The organism is Bradyrhizobium sp. AZCC 1578 (assembly GCF_036924675.1).
GTDB lineage: Bacteria > Pseudomonadota > Alphaproteobacteria > Rhizobiales > Xanthobacteraceae > Bradyrhizobium.
Genome location: NZ_JAZHRZ010000001.1, coordinates 5826438 through 5840451 on the forward strand (window position 1 = coordinate 5826438; position 14014 = coordinate 5840451).

Annotated in this window: 15 protein-coding genes, 1 pseudogene and 1 riboswitch; of the genes and pseudogenes, 5 read left to right on the forward strand and 11 right to left on the reverse strand. The window is 62.1% G+C overall.

Features of this window, described 5'->3' with window-relative positions; genetic code table 11:
* Positions 1-229 precede the first annotated feature (229 nt).
* From V1290_RS28065 to V1290_RS28085, 5 genes are all read right to left on the reverse strand, one after another.
* Positions 230-838, reverse strand: a complete 609-nt coding sequence (locus tag V1290_RS28065; protein WP_334367374.1) for a thiamine phosphate synthase — start codon at positions 836-838, stop codon at positions 230-232.
* Entirely contained in the window at positions 825-1607 is a 783-nt protein-coding gene (locus tag V1290_RS28070) for a thiazole synthase (RefSeq protein WP_334367375.1), read from the reverse strand. The genes V1290_RS28065 and V1290_RS28070 overlap by 14 nt, the downstream gene beginning before the upstream one ends.
* Before the next feature lie 189 nt (positions 1608-1796).
* Complete coding sequence (gene thiS / locus V1290_RS28075) at positions 1797-1994, reverse strand: sulfur carrier protein ThiS (RefSeq protein ID WP_334367376.1); 198 nt, start codon at positions 1992-1994, stop codon at positions 1797-1799.
* On the reverse strand, positions 1985-2998 hold the full coding sequence (locus V1290_RS28080) for an FAD-dependent oxidoreductase (protein WP_334367377.1): 1014 nt from the start codon (positions 2996-2998) through the stop codon (positions 1985-1987). The genes thiS and V1290_RS28080 overlap by 10 nt, the downstream gene beginning before the upstream one ends.
* Positions 2986-3132, reverse strand: a riboswitch (TPP riboswitch). (Overlaps the previous gene by 13 nt.)
* Positions 3133-3322: 190 nt before the next feature.
* Positions 3323-3841, reverse strand: a complete 519-nt coding sequence (locus tag V1290_RS28085) for a transglycosylase SLT domain-containing protein (protein ID WP_442893713.1) — start codon at positions 3839-3841, stop codon at positions 3323-3325.
* 352 nt (positions 3842-4193) lie between these two features.
* Here V1290_RS28085 and V1290_RS28090 point away from each other — a divergent pair, with 352 nt between their 5' ends.
* A complete protein-coding gene (locus V1290_RS28090; RefSeq protein ID WP_334367378.1) occupies positions 4194-4388 on the forward strand; it encodes a hypothetical protein in 195 nt (64 codons plus the stop codon).
* Between the two features lie 23 nt (positions 4389-4411).
* Here V1290_RS28090 and V1290_RS28095 read toward each other — a convergent pair.
* Positions 4412-5266: pseudogene (locus V1290_RS28095) on the reverse strand (ATP-binding protein); the annotation flags it as partial.
* Positions 5267-5433: 167 nt separating this feature from the next.
* On the opposite strand from V1290_RS28095, the gene V1290_RS28100 reads away from it, so the two are divergent.
* From V1290_RS28100 to V1290_RS28110, 3 genes are all read left to right on the forward strand, one after another.
* Positions 5434-5811 (forward strand): PRC-barrel domain-containing protein, encoded by a 378-nt coding sequence (locus tag V1290_RS28100; RefSeq protein ID WP_334367379.1) that lies wholly within the window; start codon positions 5434-5436, stop codon positions 5809-5811.
* Between the two features lie 96 nt (positions 5812-5907).
* Positions 5908-6447, forward strand: coding sequence for a PRC-barrel domain-containing protein (locus V1290_RS28105; protein ID WP_334367380.1), 540 nt, complete (start codon positions 5908-5910; stop codon positions 6445-6447).
* A gap of 196 nt (positions 6448-6643) precedes the next feature.
* Positions 6644-6859, forward strand: a complete 216-nt coding sequence (locus V1290_RS28110) for a dodecin family protein (RefSeq protein WP_057847045.1) — start codon at positions 6644-6646, stop codon at positions 6857-6859.
* A gap of 132 nt (positions 6860-6991) precedes the next feature.
* On the opposite strand, the gene V1290_RS28115 is transcribed toward V1290_RS28110, so the two are convergent.
* On the reverse strand, positions 6992-8560 hold the full coding sequence (locus V1290_RS28115) for a DUF4403 family protein (RefSeq protein WP_334367381.1): 1569 nt from the start codon (positions 8558-8560) through the stop codon (positions 6992-6994).
* Between the two features lie 148 nt (positions 8561-8708).
* A complete protein-coding gene (locus V1290_RS28120; protein ID WP_334367382.1) occupies positions 8709-9383 on the reverse strand; it encodes a L,D-transpeptidase in 675 nt (224 codons plus the stop codon).
* Between the two features lie 819 nt (positions 9384-10202).
* Here V1290_RS28120 and V1290_RS28125 point away from each other — a divergent pair.
* Entirely contained in the window at positions 10203-10580 is a 378-nt protein-coding gene (locus V1290_RS28125) for a cupin domain-containing protein (RefSeq protein ID WP_334367383.1), read from the forward strand.
* A 667-nt stretch (positions 10581-11247) separates the two neighbouring features.
* Here V1290_RS28125 and V1290_RS28130 read toward each other — a convergent pair.
* The 3 genes from V1290_RS28130 to V1290_RS28140 form a co-directional block, all read right to left on the reverse strand.
* Positions 11248-11751: a hypothetical protein gene (locus tag V1290_RS28130; RefSeq protein WP_334367384.1), complete on the reverse strand. Its 504-nt coding sequence runs from the start codon at positions 11749-11751 to the stop codon at positions 11248-11250.
* A 420-nt stretch (positions 11752-12171) separates the two neighbouring features.
* On the reverse strand, positions 12172-12348 hold the full coding sequence (locus tag V1290_RS28135) for a hypothetical protein (RefSeq protein WP_334367385.1): 177 nt from the start codon (positions 12346-12348) through the stop codon (positions 12172-12174).
* A 167-nt stretch (positions 12349-12515) separates the two neighbouring features.
* Positions 12516-13916, reverse strand: a complete 1401-nt coding sequence (locus V1290_RS28140) for a TAXI family TRAP transporter solute-binding subunit (RefSeq protein ID WP_334367386.1) — start codon at positions 13914-13916, stop codon at positions 12516-12518.
* Between the last annotated feature and the right edge of the window lie 98 nt (positions 13917-14014).

A 14014-nucleotide genomic window follows, 5' to 3' on the forward strand; every position in this document is an offset into this window, starting at 1 on the left:
TCGGACGTAAATCGGAGAAAGTGACCAAGGGATCGCTGCGCCCCTCTCCCGCTTGCGGGGAGGGCCGGGGTGGGGGTGCCTCCGCGAGCGATGAAGTATCCGTTGTCACCAGATGTTTCTTCCGTCATTGCGAGCGCAGCGAAGCAATCCATCGCACCGCAAGCGGAGATGTGGATTGCTTCGTCGCTGCGCTCCTCGCAATGACGGCTGTGGCTGTTTCGCAAACTCATCACGCCGCCTCCGCGCTTTGGCCGAGCCACTGCCGCACCCGCGCGTCGGGGTCGGCGTTCTGGGTGACGTCGCTGACGACGGCGATCGAGTCGGCGCCGGCGGCGTAGATTTCGGCTGATTGTTCGAACTTGATGCCGCCGATCGCGACCAGCGGGATGTTGCCGATGCGCTTTTTCCATTCGGTGATCTTTGGAATTCCCTGAGGCGCAAAACGCATCGATTTCAGCGTGGTCGGGAAAATCGGACCGAGCGCGATGTAGTCCGGTTTGGCGGCAAGCGCGGTCGCCAACTCCTCGTCGTCGTGGGTGGAGATGCCGAGCGTCAGCCCTGCTTTGCGGATTTCGTTGAGGTCGGCGTCGACCAGATCTTCCTGGCCGAGATGCAGGTGCTTTGCGCCGGCGACGATCGCTGCGCGCCAATAATCGTTGACCACGAGTTTGGCATCGGTGCCCTTGATGACCTCCAGCGCGTCGGTCACGATCTGCAGCGCTCCGGCGTCGTCGAGGTTTTTGGCGCGCAACTGGATGGTGCCGGCGCCGAGCAGCGCCAGCCGCGCCACCCAGGCGACGCTGTCGACCACGGGGTAAAATCGATCAGGATACGGCATGCCAGAACGGTGTCCCGATCACAGGGGTGGAGGGCGAGGCGAAGTCGCGGGCTTCCATCAGGCCGGCTTCGTAAGCGGCGCGGCCGGCTTCGACGCCTGATCGAAACGCGTTCGCCATCGCGACGGGATCGGCAGCTTTTGCCACCGCGGTGTTGAGCAGCACGGCATCGTAGCCGAGTTCGAGGGCGTGGGCGGCATGCGACGGGGCGCCGATGCCGGCATCGACCACCAGCGTCACGTCAGGCAGCCGCTCGCGCATCAGTTTTAGCGCATCGCGGTTGGTGATCCCCTTCGCGCTGCCGATCGGCGCGGCCCAGGGCATCACCACCTTGCACCCCGTTTCGACCAGCCGCATCGCCACCGAAAGATCCTCGGTGCAATAGGGGAACACCTCAAAGCCGTCCTTGATCAGGATTCCGGCGGCTTCGACCAAGCCGACCACGTCGGGCTGCAGCGTGTCGTTGTCGGCGATCACTTCGAGCTTGATCCAGGGCGTACCGAACAATTCGCGCGCCAGCTTTGCGGTGGTCACCGCCTCGCGCACGCTGCGGCAGCCGGCGGTGTTCGGCAGCACGGTGACATCGAGCTCGCGGATTAGCGACCAGAACGCATCGCCGGTCTTGCCGCCGGCAGCCTCGCGCCGCAGCGACACCGTGACGATGTTGGCGCCGGAGGCGCGGATCGCCTCCTGCATGATCGCCGGCGAGGGATAGAGCGCCGTGCCGATCAGCAGGCGGGAGGAGAAGGTTTTGCCGTAGAAGTTCAGCATGGTGTCGCAACTTTCAATTCGTCGTCCCTGCGAACGCAGGGACCCCTAGCGTGAGCGCAATGGCGCTCATCGCGGCCGCGTGATCTCTCTTGTGGCGCCATGGCAGATACCGTCGTTCAGCACGAAGGCCGGTGGTTATGGGTCCCTGCGTTCGCAGGGATGACGTGGGGAGAGTGCGCGCGTTCATCCTCACCCTCCCTGTCGTGGCGTGATGATCTCGATTTCGTCGCCCGCCTTCAGCGCGGTCTCCGCCCAGAGGCTTTTCGGCAGCACGTCGTAATTCACGGCGATCGCGAAATGCGTGCCTTCGTATTCGAGCTCGGAGAGCAGGGCGTCGACGCGCTCCGAAGCGATCTCGCGCTGTTCGCCGTTGATGGTCACACGCATCGCATCACCTCGTTGTCGATCTGGCCGCGCTGCACGTAGGCGAGCGTCAGCTCTGCCAGCGCCGGCGCCACCAGAAAACCGTGGCGGTAAAGGCCGTTGACCGCGATCTTGTTCTTGCGAACCGTGATCCGCGGCAGGTTGTCGGGGAAGGCGGGGCGCAAGCCCGAACCGAATTCGACGATGCGCGCTTCGGCAAAGGCCGGATGCACGGCATAGGCCGCGCCGAGCAGCTCCAGCGCCGAGCGCACGCTGACGCCGGTGTCCTCGGCCTCGATCGAGGTCGCGCCCAGCATGAATTTGCCGTCGCCGCGCGGGATGACGTAGAGCGGCCAGCGCGGATGGATCAACCGCACCGGGCGCGACAGCTCGACTTCGCTCGTCTCGATGATGATCATCTCGCCCTTGACGCCGCGCAGCTCCTTTTGCTCGTCGCGCGCGGAAAGCCCGCGGCAGTCGATCACGATGCCGTCGAGATCTTCCGCACTGATGTCGCAATCGAACTTGATCGTGCCGCCGGCGGCTTCGATGCGCGCATGCAACTCGGGCAGCACCTTGCGCGGCTCGACATGGCCCTCCTCGGCATAGAACAGGCCGTCGCGAAAACGGCCGTCCAGCGAGGGTTCGAGCTCGCCGACGCCGCTTGCGTCGAGCCTGACATGGCCGTTGGTGAGTTTGGCAAAACGCTCGAAATCGGCGCGGTCGCGCGGATGCGCCACCACCAGCGATCCGTTGAACGGGGTATTAGGAAAGAGCTCGCGCCACAAATCGAGCGAGCGGAAGCCGAGCCGGCCGATCACGGGCTCGGACGTCTCTGCCTCGCAATAAGGCGCCAGCATGCCGCCGGCCCAGTGGCTGGTGGAAAGCGTCATAGCGGCGTCACTGCGCTCGTACAGAGTGACGGCGTGGCCGGCCTGTGCGAACAGCAGCGCCTGCCATGCGCCGGCAATGCCCGCGCCGATGATGGAGACGGGGGAATCCCCCCGCAGATCTGACTTCTGGTACATCCCTGTCCCTTCGCCGGTATGACCCGGATCAGGTTCAAAGGGTCACCGCGGTCCCAGACCTCTACTTTGAAGAAGTAGAACTGCCCAAGCTTGCGGTATCTCAGCTCCTCGTCGGAGCACCCCTCGGAACAGGGCTAATGTAGGCAGATGTGCCCGCGTGTCAACGCGGCTTTGCAGGAACTTGCAATGCTGCCGTGTCCCGGACGCAGCGCAGCGCCCTTTAGCGGTGCGCTGCTGAGCCGGGGCCCAGGACGGCTAGTATTGGGTCCCGGTTCTGCGGAGCAGCGCAAACGCGCTGCACCGCGCCCGGGACACGAGATTTAGCTACTTTGTCGCCTGCAGCGCGTTCGCGTCAGCCGGCGTTCCGACCGGCGCGGCGACGATTTTCGGCGTCGCACCGCTCGCCAGCACGGGCGCGATCTGCAGCGGCTTCTCCTGCCGCTGGCGCTTTGCGGCGTAATAATAGCCGCTCGCATAGTAACGCACGGCGCGGCCGTGATCGCCGCCCGCGGCGCGATAGGCGCCGGCGAGATATTTGATGCCCCAGGCGAGATTGGTGTCGGGATCGCGCAGCCCCGCGGCGTCGCCGGTGTAGCCGAGGCCGCGCGCGGTCGGCAGCTTGATCTGCATCAACCCGATGGTGCCGCCGCGTCCGACCAGGTTCGGATGATACTTGCTCTCGCGCACGATCACCCGGTGCACCAGCGCTTCCGGCACGTTGTTGGCGGCGGCGTGGGCGGCGACCATGCTTTGATATTGCGCGCGGCTCTGCGCCATTGCCGAGGGTGAAACCAGGAGCGCTGCCATGGCGGAAAGCCAGACAAACTTCAGAAAACTTTTCATAAAAATTGATCTCGGCGGATGGACGCGTGAACGAGTGGCGCTTTCGATTAGTTCCACTGGCGGGCCAAGATGTGGCGAAAAACGGACGGCATTACGGCGAGATGTCTGCGGGCGATGCATGTGTTAACGAGCACGTCCAGCGTGACGCTTACGTTGTGCGTGCGATGCATTGCATCGAGCGACGTGAATCTGCGTCATGCGGACGCGCAAGGAATGTCGTGCAAAAGACGCAGTCAAGGTGTAAAGAAGACGCCGGGACAAAACCAATTCATTCCGACAGCAAACCTGTCCATTCAACGATATTTAAAAAGCGAGACGTCGTTACGACGTCCGAAGTCTAGGGAGATGCTCCATGGCTCGACTCGACTCCAGCTATCTGCCTCGCGGAAATCCCTGTGCCCAGTGCGGCAAGCCGATCGCGAGACCGGATTGGGTCGAAAGCAGCCCGGGTCGCGCGTCCTTCCTCTGGTTCTGCCGCGCCTGCGACTATCGCTTCGAGGCGATCGCGATTTACGAGGACGCGGATCCCGACGCGCTCGCGGCCTGATCGGCTCAATTAATCTGCAATCGTTAGGCGGCCGGTCGCCGGCTGCGCTGCAGCACCGGCAGTTCTATCCGGACCAGCAGTCCGTGCGGCTGCCGGTCGTGCAGCGACAGCGCGCCGCCATGCGCCAGCACCACAGCATTGGCGATCGACAGCCCCAATCCGAAACCTGCGGCCTCGTCCATGTTGCGGGCGTCGTCGCCGCGCACGAACGGCTCCAGCACATCCTTCTTGCGTACATCCGAAATGCCGGGGCCGTCGTCCTCGACTTCGATGATCGCCAAGTCCGGTGGCAAGTTCGGCGACAAATCCGGTGACATGCGCAGGCGGACGGTCGCCTCGGTGCCGAAGCGGACGGCATTCTCGACCAGATTGGTGATGCTGCGATGCAGATCGTCGGGCCGCACGGTCGCCATCGCATGCGCGGGGCCGTCATAGGCGACCTTGTGCCCGATGTCGGCAAACTGGTCGGTGACGAGCTGCAGCGTGCTGGCAATATCGACCAGCGTCATCGCTTCCACCCCGCGGTCGTTGCGCAGGAACGACAGCACGGATTCCAGCATCGAGCGCATCTGGTCGAGATCGCCGAGCATGCGTTGGCGATGCGTGTGGTCTTCGATGAATTCTGCGCGCAACCGCATCCGCGTGATCGGCGTTCGCAAATCATGGCTGATGGCGGCGAGCATTTTGGTGCGGTCGTCGAGCAGGCCGGTAATGCGCTGGCGCATCCGGTTGAGCGCCTTCGCCAGGAAGCGGATTTCTTCCGGGCCGCGTTCGGGAAGCGGCGCCTCGGTGCCGTTCAGGCTGAAACTTTCGGCCGCCTTCGCAAACGACGACAGCGGCGCGGTTAGCGCCCGCGCCGCCTACAGCCCGAGCATCGACCACCGCCTCTTCCTCGGCACTGTTGATCGACACCAGAGCTGACGTTCCCTCGCCGCGCCTTGCAACCATCCTTTGTCGAATAGGAAAGGATGGTTGTCTCATTTGTCGAGGGCGGAACCGGTAACGCACTGCAGCGTTGGTTCTATACAGATGTGTGGAGGGTTCGATGGCAAGCGATGTCATGGCCAAGCCGCATCAGTTGATCGCGAGCGACCGCGTCGAGGGGACCGCGGTGCGCCGGCCGAACGGGGACATGATCGGCCACATCGAACGGCTGATGATCGACAAGGTCACCGGTAAAGTATCGTATGCAATCCTGAGTTTCGGCGGGTTTCTGGGCCTCGGAGCCAATCTGCTGCCGCTGCCCTGGGGACGGCTTCGCTACAACACGAAGTTCGAAGCCTACGAACTCGACATCGACGATGAAGAGTTGAGGCGCGCGCCGTCATTCCGTGCGGACAAGGATTTCGACTGGGGCGATCGCGCAAAGGAAGCCGAGCTGCATCGCTATTACCGTATGCCGCCTTACTGGGGCGGCTTCTGATGCAGTCGGATCGGCGTGTTTCATGCGAAAACGCGTGGAACACTTGTTGAAGTGCCGGGTTTTCCTCGAAGCGTTTCTGAACTGAGGAGAACGGATATGTTAACGAAAACTGCCGTTGCCGGCCTCGCGGCGTCCGCGTTGCTGGCGAGTGTAGCGTTTGCGCAGCAAAGTCCTTCGGCAACGACTGACAGCGCCAAGACCGCCGCACCTGCGGCTGCAATCGATACCTCGTCGTTCAAGGGTACCTGGCGGGCTTCGAAGCTGGTCGGCCTGAACGTGTACAACGATAGCAACGAAAGCCTCGGCTCGATCAATGATCTGCTGACCGACAAGAGCGGCGATATCAAAGCAGCCGTGATCGGTGTCGGCGGCTTCCTCGGCGTCGGCGAGCACCTGGTTGCGGTGCCCATCGACAAGGTGAAGTTCGTTGATGAGCCGGTTGCCTACACCGGCACCGCGGGTGCGCCCGCTACAGGTGGCGCACGGACAGGCGCAGGCGGAGGCACTGGCACGACGGGTGCTGCGACGGCGCCTGCCGCGCCGAAGAAGAATCCGTGGTATCCGGATCACGCTGTGTTCAGCGCGACGAAGGATCAGCTAAAGGCGATGCCGGAGTTCAAGTACTCGACCGAATGAGGCCGCGGTCTTAAACACCAGGCTCCCTCAAAATGGCTGGACGGCATCACGCCGCCCGGCCATTTGAGTTTGGAAATGCCCGTTCGCGCAATGGTGCAGCGCATCCTATCTGCGCGGATTTCCCGATGATAGGTTGTATCGTGGCAGGAGCATCTGCCTCCTGTCTTGCATGATCCTGCGTCAACGGGAGGACGACATGGCGGACAGCGTCTACAAGGTCATCGAGCTGATCGGCACCAGCAGCGAATCCTGGGAGAAGGCCGCCGCTGGCGCGGTCAGCCGCGCCGGAGAAACCCTGCGGGATCTTCGTGTTGCCGAAGTGGTCCAGCTTGACTTGCAGCTTGACGCCCAAGGCAAGGTCGAAGCCTATCGCGCCAAGCTGAAGGTCTCATTCAAGTTCGAGGGCTCGTAGTCGGCAGTTTCGTAGGGTGGGCAAAGGCGCTTGCGCCGTGCCCACCCTCTATCCAGGATTGTTGCCTTAAGTGGTGGGCACGCTTGCGCTTTGCCCACTCTACGATCTTTGCGCACCCTACAATTTGCAACATCACAGCGCCGACAGCGCGCTGACGTAGACATTGATGGCGCCTTCCGCTTCGGCGATCACGCGCAGCATTTTGGAATCGAAGGCGATGCCGGCGAGCCGCAGCTTGCTGATCTCGGCCGAGACCCGCAGGCCGTTCTCGTTCTTCTGAAGATCGGCGATCGCTGCTGCAATCTTCTTCTGCGCGTTGCCGGCGAACGGCTTGAGGTCGACGACAGCCTTGTCCGCCAGCGTTTTCTGCAAATGCGGGATGGCCGCGCGCGCCGCGGCGCCCAACAGCCCGAAGGCAGCCTCCGACTCGACGGCGAGTTCGATGTCGGTCAGCCGCAGCGTCTGCTCGGGCTGATCGAGCACCGGCTTGCCCCAGATATGCACATTGGCCTCGCCGCCGAGGCCCAAGAAGCTCTTCTTTTCCGTGGCGCTGACCAGAAGCGAGATCAGCAGGCGGTCGCCGGAAGCGGCCACGGTGGCGCGCTTGACCGTGACGTCGACCGCGCCCGACCCGTCTTCAGGAAAAGTCTTCCCGGCGAACTGCGCCTCCACGATCTTGTTGATCTCGGTGAACGGCATGTCGATGGGCACGCCGATCGCGACCCGTCCCGGCGTCGGTGGCACCATCGCGATCGTAGCGGGGAACGGGCAGGACGGCTTGGTTTCGCTCGGTGTGATCCTGGTTTCCGCCTCGATGCCGAGCATCAGTGTCAGGTTCGAAGCATCGACGCGCGGCTGCGCGGCAACCGCCCGGGTGGGGCGCAATTCCAGCCACAGCGCCGGCATCGTCGAACCGGCTGTCGTGCCCTGCAGCGGAATAGAACGGCAGGCCTTGGCCCACTGCACCCGCGCGTTCCGTTCGAAAGTCGGATCGTTGCGCATGCGCGCCTGCACCAGCGCGATTTGCTCGGCGACATTCTGGTCGATCAACGGCTTCACCTGCGCGGGCACGTTGACGCGTGCGCCGGCCACGCTGAGGCTGGTGTCGCCGAGATTGACCTGCGCTGCGAGATTAGGCTCGATGCGCCAGTTCGCGGCGATCTGTGGTCGCGCTGATATGACGACGTTGCCCTTGATCTCGGCGCTGGCGTTGAGGTTCTTGATATTCACGCTGCCGATCTGCTTGGAGACGTTGCCGCCGAGCAGGCTTCCGAGTGCTTCGCCAACCGCACCCGTCGCCTTCGCCGACAGCGAGCCGGTTACGTTCAGTGTGCCCGTCAACGGCGTCGCCAGCGACAGCACGTCCTGCGCGCCGGTCGCTACGATCGGCCCGCGCGACGCGGTCCAGCCGATGTCGGCGTTTTGCAGGATCTGCGAAATCGGATTGTCGGCCTTGCCGGCGAAATTGCGCGGCGCGCCGCGATCGGCGGCATCGCGGATCGCCGACAGCGCAACCGCAATCGGCGCCATCACCGTGGATGCGCGCGCCGCCGGCGGCAGCGGCGACAATTCGGCGAGCGCGGGCGCGCTGTTCGTGGCGCGAGGCGTGACGAAGTCCATCACCTTCAGGCTGACCACAAACGACATGACGAGGACCGCAAGCGCGATCGCAATGGTCTTGACCCGCATCGGCAGGTGCATCGTGCCCCCGGACCCCAATGAATCGCCCCACAACGTTTTACAGGGGTGGCGAGGGGGACGCCACTGCACATTGCCGCGACCTTAGGTCAACGCAAAACGGCCTCGGCGAACGCCAGGGCCGCTTCTCGCATTAAGAAAAGCTAATGCCTCAACGGATGGTCCGGCCGAGATCGGCGCGGCGATCCGTCATCGGCAGCACGATCACCTTGGTTCCGACGCTGACCCGGGAATAGAGATCAATGACGTCTTCGTTGGTGAGGCGGAGGCAGCCTGAAGAAACGCGGGTGCCGATCGTCTCCGGCGCGTTGGTGCCGTGGATGCGATAGATGGTGCCGCCGAGATACATCGCGCGGGCGCCGAGCGGATTACCCGGGCCGCCGGTCATGTGGCGCGGCAAATAGGGTTGGCGGGCGATCATTTGCGGGGGCGGGGTCCAGGCTGGCCATTCGGCCTTGCGGGTGATGGTCTGGGTGCCCGACCAGGTGAAGCCGTCGCGGCCGATGCCGATGCCGTAGCGCATCGCCTGGCCGTTGCCGAGCACGAGGTAGAGATAGGTGTTCGGAGTATCGATGATGATCGTGCCCGGCGCCTCGCGAGTGTAGTAGTTCACGACCTGGCGGCGCAGGCGGGCCGGCAGCTCGAAGCGCTCTTCTTCCTCAGGCGCAGCGGCAACCGGCGGCGGGGCCGCTTCGATCTGGGGCAGGAAGAACGGAAACAGCGGCAGCGGAGCCGCAGTGGCGGGCGTGGAAAATGCGGTGGCGCCAATCGCCAGCGCGCCAAAGGCGGCGGCCGCGAAGCGGCTCAGTATCAATGAATTGGACATGATCGTCCCCCTGTTTGTCGCACCAGTTCGGCGCGTCGTTGGGGAAACCTCTACCGATGAACCGTTTCAGGACATTTGCACGAAATCGCCAAAATGGTTTCGTGGCGTTAGGGAATTGTTTCGTTAAGGTTTCGTTGACGGGCCGTGGGCGTGACGGGCGCAATCTGCTCGTGTAGGTCGGGCTTCAAAGGGTTCAAATCGGAACTCTTGGGATTTGGCGCCGTTGGCGTCGCAGTCCAAAGACAAGCGAGACCGCCATGACGAGACCGCTTTTATTTGGCGCCATTGGCGTGTTGCTCCTATCCGTTCCTGCCAACCCGGCATTGGCAGCACGTGATTCCCAATCCGGGGAGGTGCGCCCAGTTTTATCCGAACGCAAACTGCCAGAACTATGGGCGGGGTAATCCCTACACGAGCTATGGCTGGCGACGAGCGGGACATCGTCACTACTGGAGCCATCGTTATCATCGCCGCCATTGGCGCTGACGCCAACCAGCGGGACGAGCGCGGCGCAGGCAAATCTAATCAGGTCTGGTAGGCGCGCATACGCGGCGTATGGCAACTGTAGCAACGCCGGCGGCGGCGAGCACCTGCCGCGGTCGGCGATGGTGCCGTTGTCACTCGAGCGTTCCGTGTGACATGCCGTCGGCTGCAACAGCGTAGGAGCGTTTCCTAAGTCAGCGGTGCTGCCGCAGCTTCAAGCAAACTGGACTTCTCGTCAGTCTGGGGAGCCTTGTGCTACAGTTGCTCCATCCGCTCAACCGCAGCGAGATTTTCAATTTCTAAAGCCTTTTTGAAGCATTTCCATAGGAGCCGAACATGCGAAAGCTATTTCTCGCGTCCATCATCGCCATGCTGATCAGTTCCGCCCATGCGCAGGGTATCACGCGGGATGAACTTAAGAGAGCAGATTTGACTGGAAAGGACATGGACGTCATCGTCACCATCGTCACTGTCCCGCCCGGAGAAAATCTTCCGAAACATATCCATCCGGGCGAAGAAGTCGTTTACGTACTCGATGGCGCGATGCTTGAGCTATCGGATGGAAGCCAGAGGCAATTTCCCGCTGGAGCAGCCACGATCAATGTTCGTAACGTACCTCATGCCGGCTTCAAGGTTGCAGGCGACAAGGCGCTGAAGATGCTGACCGTTCACATTGTGGATAAAGGAAAGCCTGTCACAGAAGTTGTGAAATGACGAAGTTTTCAAGAACGTCCTAAAAGAACTTCCCGCTGCCGCTTCGCGGCGTCGAGCCACCCTCTCTCCACAACAAGAGAGGGTGGATCGAATGAGTGTCAGCTCATTCGAGACGGGTGATCTCTGGAGGCAACCCCTTCATCCGGCGCCATAGTCGATGCAAAGCATCGGCGTTCTAAGAGACGGCGCCTATGCCACCTTCTCCCATCCCTGGGAGCCCAAAGGGCGCGTGTAACCAATGCCGCCACCCGCCTCTGGAAGCCACTGATCTGTCTGAATGCTTCCCGCCGCTCTGATCCTTCAGGCAGCCGTTGCGCGGCTTCCCACAAGTTCACCAGCAACCGCGCCATATCGATCAATTCATTAAATTCCGGCATTCCAACGGTGCGTTGGCTCAATGTTAGGTCCTCTTGATACGAACGGACTAATATGAGGGAGGATCGCGGCTTGATGGCGCGCGGTCAGTAAGGGAAGAGAGTAATGTACAACTCGCCTTATTGATGCAGTTGCCGCGCGGAAGTACTGGCGCAGCAAAAGGTGCTCTTCTCCACGCACGCGGCGTAACATCGATCTCCAGCTTTTACTCATGTTGAAAACGAGGATCGGTCAGCATTTGCGGCATCCCTGCGTCATGTAGTCGTCATATTAGGGCCGGTGCGTTCTAGGGCTATACGCTGATAAATCGCTTGGCTTCTACCTTTACAGCCGAGGCCAAGGCGAGCTGGGTTCTCTCGCTCTCATGCGCCAGATCGTCCCAATAGGAGGCGATCAGCTTCCGCGGCGATGACTTCAACCGGATCAATAAGCGCAGCGAGTTGGATTGGTCGGGACGTTGGTGATGGACGAGGTTATCGTCCTGCCATGGGCGCATGACGTGCTTTGCAATGCGCAGCCGCTCGGCACAAGGCTGGACCGGCTGCGCACCATTGCGGGCACAGGAACGGACATGAAAGCCGCGAGTTGATCGCTGAATGGCAGAAGTCGATCCTGACAGGGCTATTCGGCTATGAGAAACATCGTGAACGAGACCGGTGAGATCGTCGCCAAGGCAACGCATGACGGCACGTTGGTCGGCGGGCACCACCGCATCGCGGTGGCGGCTAGCCTCGGTCAAAAGCTGCTTTGGCAAGACAGCGGCGAACCTGTGAGCCTTGATGCCTTCTTCAGGCATCCGCATCCGAGTAGTTCTCAGGCGGCACATAGCTTGAGGCGCCCGCTGACGTAGCGCCAACAGGACCAGCCCTCACGGAGTATGACGAGGAGCACATCATCACGTACATGCGCATGCTTGATGCTGATCAACAAGCGACGCCTGCCTTTGCCTGTAACTTTCGACCATGGCAGGCGTAGCCTTCTCGGCTAGCGCCTTGATGGTGTGGAACGGATTGTTAGGGTCGCTTGGGGTCTCGGTCGTGGCAAAGGAGGTGATACAGGCCCCGCGAAGGCAACGGGCTTGGCCACGGGAGGCTGTGGCTGCACGACTGCCGCGTCGTTCACGGGACTGCTGTGGCGGCCTACAATGTAAGCCCCTAGCGCCGTGACAACCAGTAGAACGAGTAGCGTTTTTGCCCGCATACTCGCGCCACTACCGTTAGCCGGTCTTTCGAGCATTCATGGCCCGCTCAACCTCGTCGGCTAGTTGATCCAGATGCCGCGCAAGCCGGTCGAACATCTCGCGCTTCGCTTTGTCGATAGCCAAGTCCCTGACAAGCGCGCATTCGGCCGCGTCTTTGCGCAGCTTCTCCAAATGGGTTTGATAATCCTTCATTGTCTACTGCCTGTCTTAATTTTCCGTGACGGTGGCACGGAGAACAGGAGGCTGACCTAACAAATGTTAGGTCGTGGCCGACATTCGAGAAGGGAAAGAAAGGAAGAGCGCCGCAATACGTCCGGCGCCGGCAAATCTAATCGAAGGGGGAAAGCCCACCTAACCAATCAAGCCTGGCCAGCGCGCATTCGCGGTATGTCGGCTTGGCCGGTGGCAAGGACCGCACGGCGGTCAGCGACCGCGTGGTGGAATTGTTCGAGCGCGAGCCCAATCACCGAGAGGTCGCCGTCCTCGACTGCGCCGTCGTCATAGCAATCGAGCGCGTGACGCAATATGCCGTCGGCTGTGTTCTGCATCTCCGCCAGCTCTTCCGGCGTTTCCGCCTTGCGTACCCTAGAAATCAGGTCGAGCAGTTCGTCGCGATGGCCTACGTACACTTCGCGCTCGTCCCTGTTCCAGTAGTGCTTGAACCAGGCGCCGGCCGAGCCCAAGCCCGACAGGATCAGGATCGCGAACCAGATGTAGTCGGTGTATTTTTCGAGGAACGTTCGCTCGTTGCCGTCGATATAGGCGGCTGCGCCAGCATGCGCCGGTAGTGCGGCGTCCTTTTCGGTATCCGGCTTCTCGATCTGCGAGGCGGTAGGCAATTCACGCGCGAGCTGCTGGCGGTTGGTGAAGAGCTGGCGGGCGAAGGCGGCGACCGCCGTATCCGACAATGACTTCGGCGCGATGATCAGATGGTTGACGGCAACGGTGTCGACCTTGTCTTCCGGCCGCTGCGGCGAAGAGCCGAAGATGCTGGCGGGAATTTCCTCGGATTCGTAGATCGGGTTTTTCTTGGCGATCGCGTCGGAAACCTCGATCGGCAGGAATTTCGGCTCGCCGCGGGCAGCAGCCGTTGCAGCGATCGCGTCCACGGTGATCTTGCTCTTGAGCGGGCCTACCGCCATGAAGGCGTCGACCGACTGATCTTTCGCCATTTCGCCGAGCTGATTGGTGGCGAACTGGCTGATCGTGACCCTATCGGGATTGATGCCGGACTCCTTTAGAATACTGCGCAACAGCGCGACATTGGCCTGCGTCCGCCCGATCACGCCGACGCGGTGGCCGGCCAGTTCATCGAGACTCTTGATCTTGGGCGTGGGCTGCTTCTTCGAACCCTTGGCGGGAAGGCCGGAGGGCGCCCACAGCACGACGACATTCTTGCGCAGGATGGCAACCGACTCGGCATTCGTCGGCAGGTTCAGGTCGCCGCGGGCGACGGCGAGATCGGCCTTGCCGTCCGTGAACAGGGCGATGCTCTCCACCGCCCCTTCCGTCGTGATCGGCGTCAGTCGCACCGAGCTGCCCTCGCGCGCAAAGGTCTGCGCCATCAACTGGATCAGCTTCTGGTCGTCGCTGCCGGCCGGGCCGACCGCAATCCGCAGCGTCGTCGGCCGCAGCACGTAATACAACGTGCCCGCGGCGACGCCGAACGCGAGCATGCCGGCGGCAAGGATCAGAAGCGCATAGCTCTTTCGCTTCCGCCGGCGGCGGGATCGCGCAGAATTGTCGTTGTGGTCTGTCATCTCGCTGTCACGTTACACGAAAATGCGTGGAGGGGGCTTAAAAACATCCTTACATATCGATGACGTCATACGCTTGAAATATCCATGGCTGAACGTCG

Coding starts and splice junctions, on each gene's coding strand:
- V1290_RS28085 (WP_442893713.1), bottom strand. CDS start 3,841: ATGAAAAGTTTTCTGAAGTTTGTCTGGCTTTCCGCCATGGCAGCGCTC.
- V1290_RS28110 (WP_057847045.1), top strand. CDS start 6,644: ATGGCGGACAGCGTCTACAAGGTCATCGAGCTGATCGGCACCAGCAGC.
- V1290_RS28105 (WP_334367380.1), top strand. CDS start 5,908: ATGTTAACGAAAACTGCCGTTGCCGGCCTCGCGGCGTCCGCGTTGCTG.
- V1290_RS28125 (WP_334367383.1), top strand. CDS start 10,203: ATGCGAAAGCTATTTCTCGCGTCCATCATCGCCATGCTGATCAGTTCC.
- V1290_RS28120 (WP_334367382.1), bottom strand. CDS start 9,383: ATGTCCAATTCATTGATACTGAGCCGCTTCGCGGCCGCCGCCTTTGGC.
- V1290_RS28090 (WP_334367378.1), top strand. CDS start 4,194: ATGGCTCGACTCGACTCCAGCTATCTGCCTCGCGGAAATCCCTGTGCC.
- V1290_RS28065 (WP_334367374.1), bottom strand. CDS start 838: ATGCCGTATCCTGATCGATTTTACCCCGTGGTCGACAGCGTCGCCTGG.
- V1290_RS28070 (WP_334367375.1), bottom strand. CDS start 1,607: ATGCTGAACTTCTACGGCAAAACCTTCTCCTCCCGCCTGCTGATCGGC.
- V1290_RS28140 (WP_334367386.1), bottom strand. CDS start 13,916: ATGACAGACCACAACGACAATTCTGCGCGATCCCGCCGCCGGCGGAAG.
- thiS (WP_334367376.1), bottom strand. CDS start 1,994: ATGCGTGTGACCATCAACGGCGAACAGCGCGAGATCGCTTCGGAGCGC.
- V1290_RS28100 (WP_334367379.1), top strand. CDS start 5,434: ATGGCAAGCGATGTCATGGCCAAGCCGCATCAGTTGATCGCGAGCGAC.
- V1290_RS28115 (WP_334367381.1), bottom strand. CDS start 8,560: ATGCACCTGCCGATGCGGGTCAAGACCATTGCGATCGCGCTTGCGGTC.
- V1290_RS28130 (WP_334367384.1), bottom strand. CDS start 11,751: ATGCCTGAAGAAGGCATCAAGGCTCACAGGTTCGCCGCTGTCTTGCCA.
- V1290_RS28080 (WP_334367377.1), bottom strand. CDS start 2,998: ATGTACCAGAAGTCAGATCTGCGGGGGGATTCCCCCGTCTCCATCATC.
- V1290_RS28135 (WP_334367385.1), bottom strand. CDS start 12,348: ATGAAGGATTATCAAACCCATTTGGAGAAGCTGCGCAAAGACGCGGCC.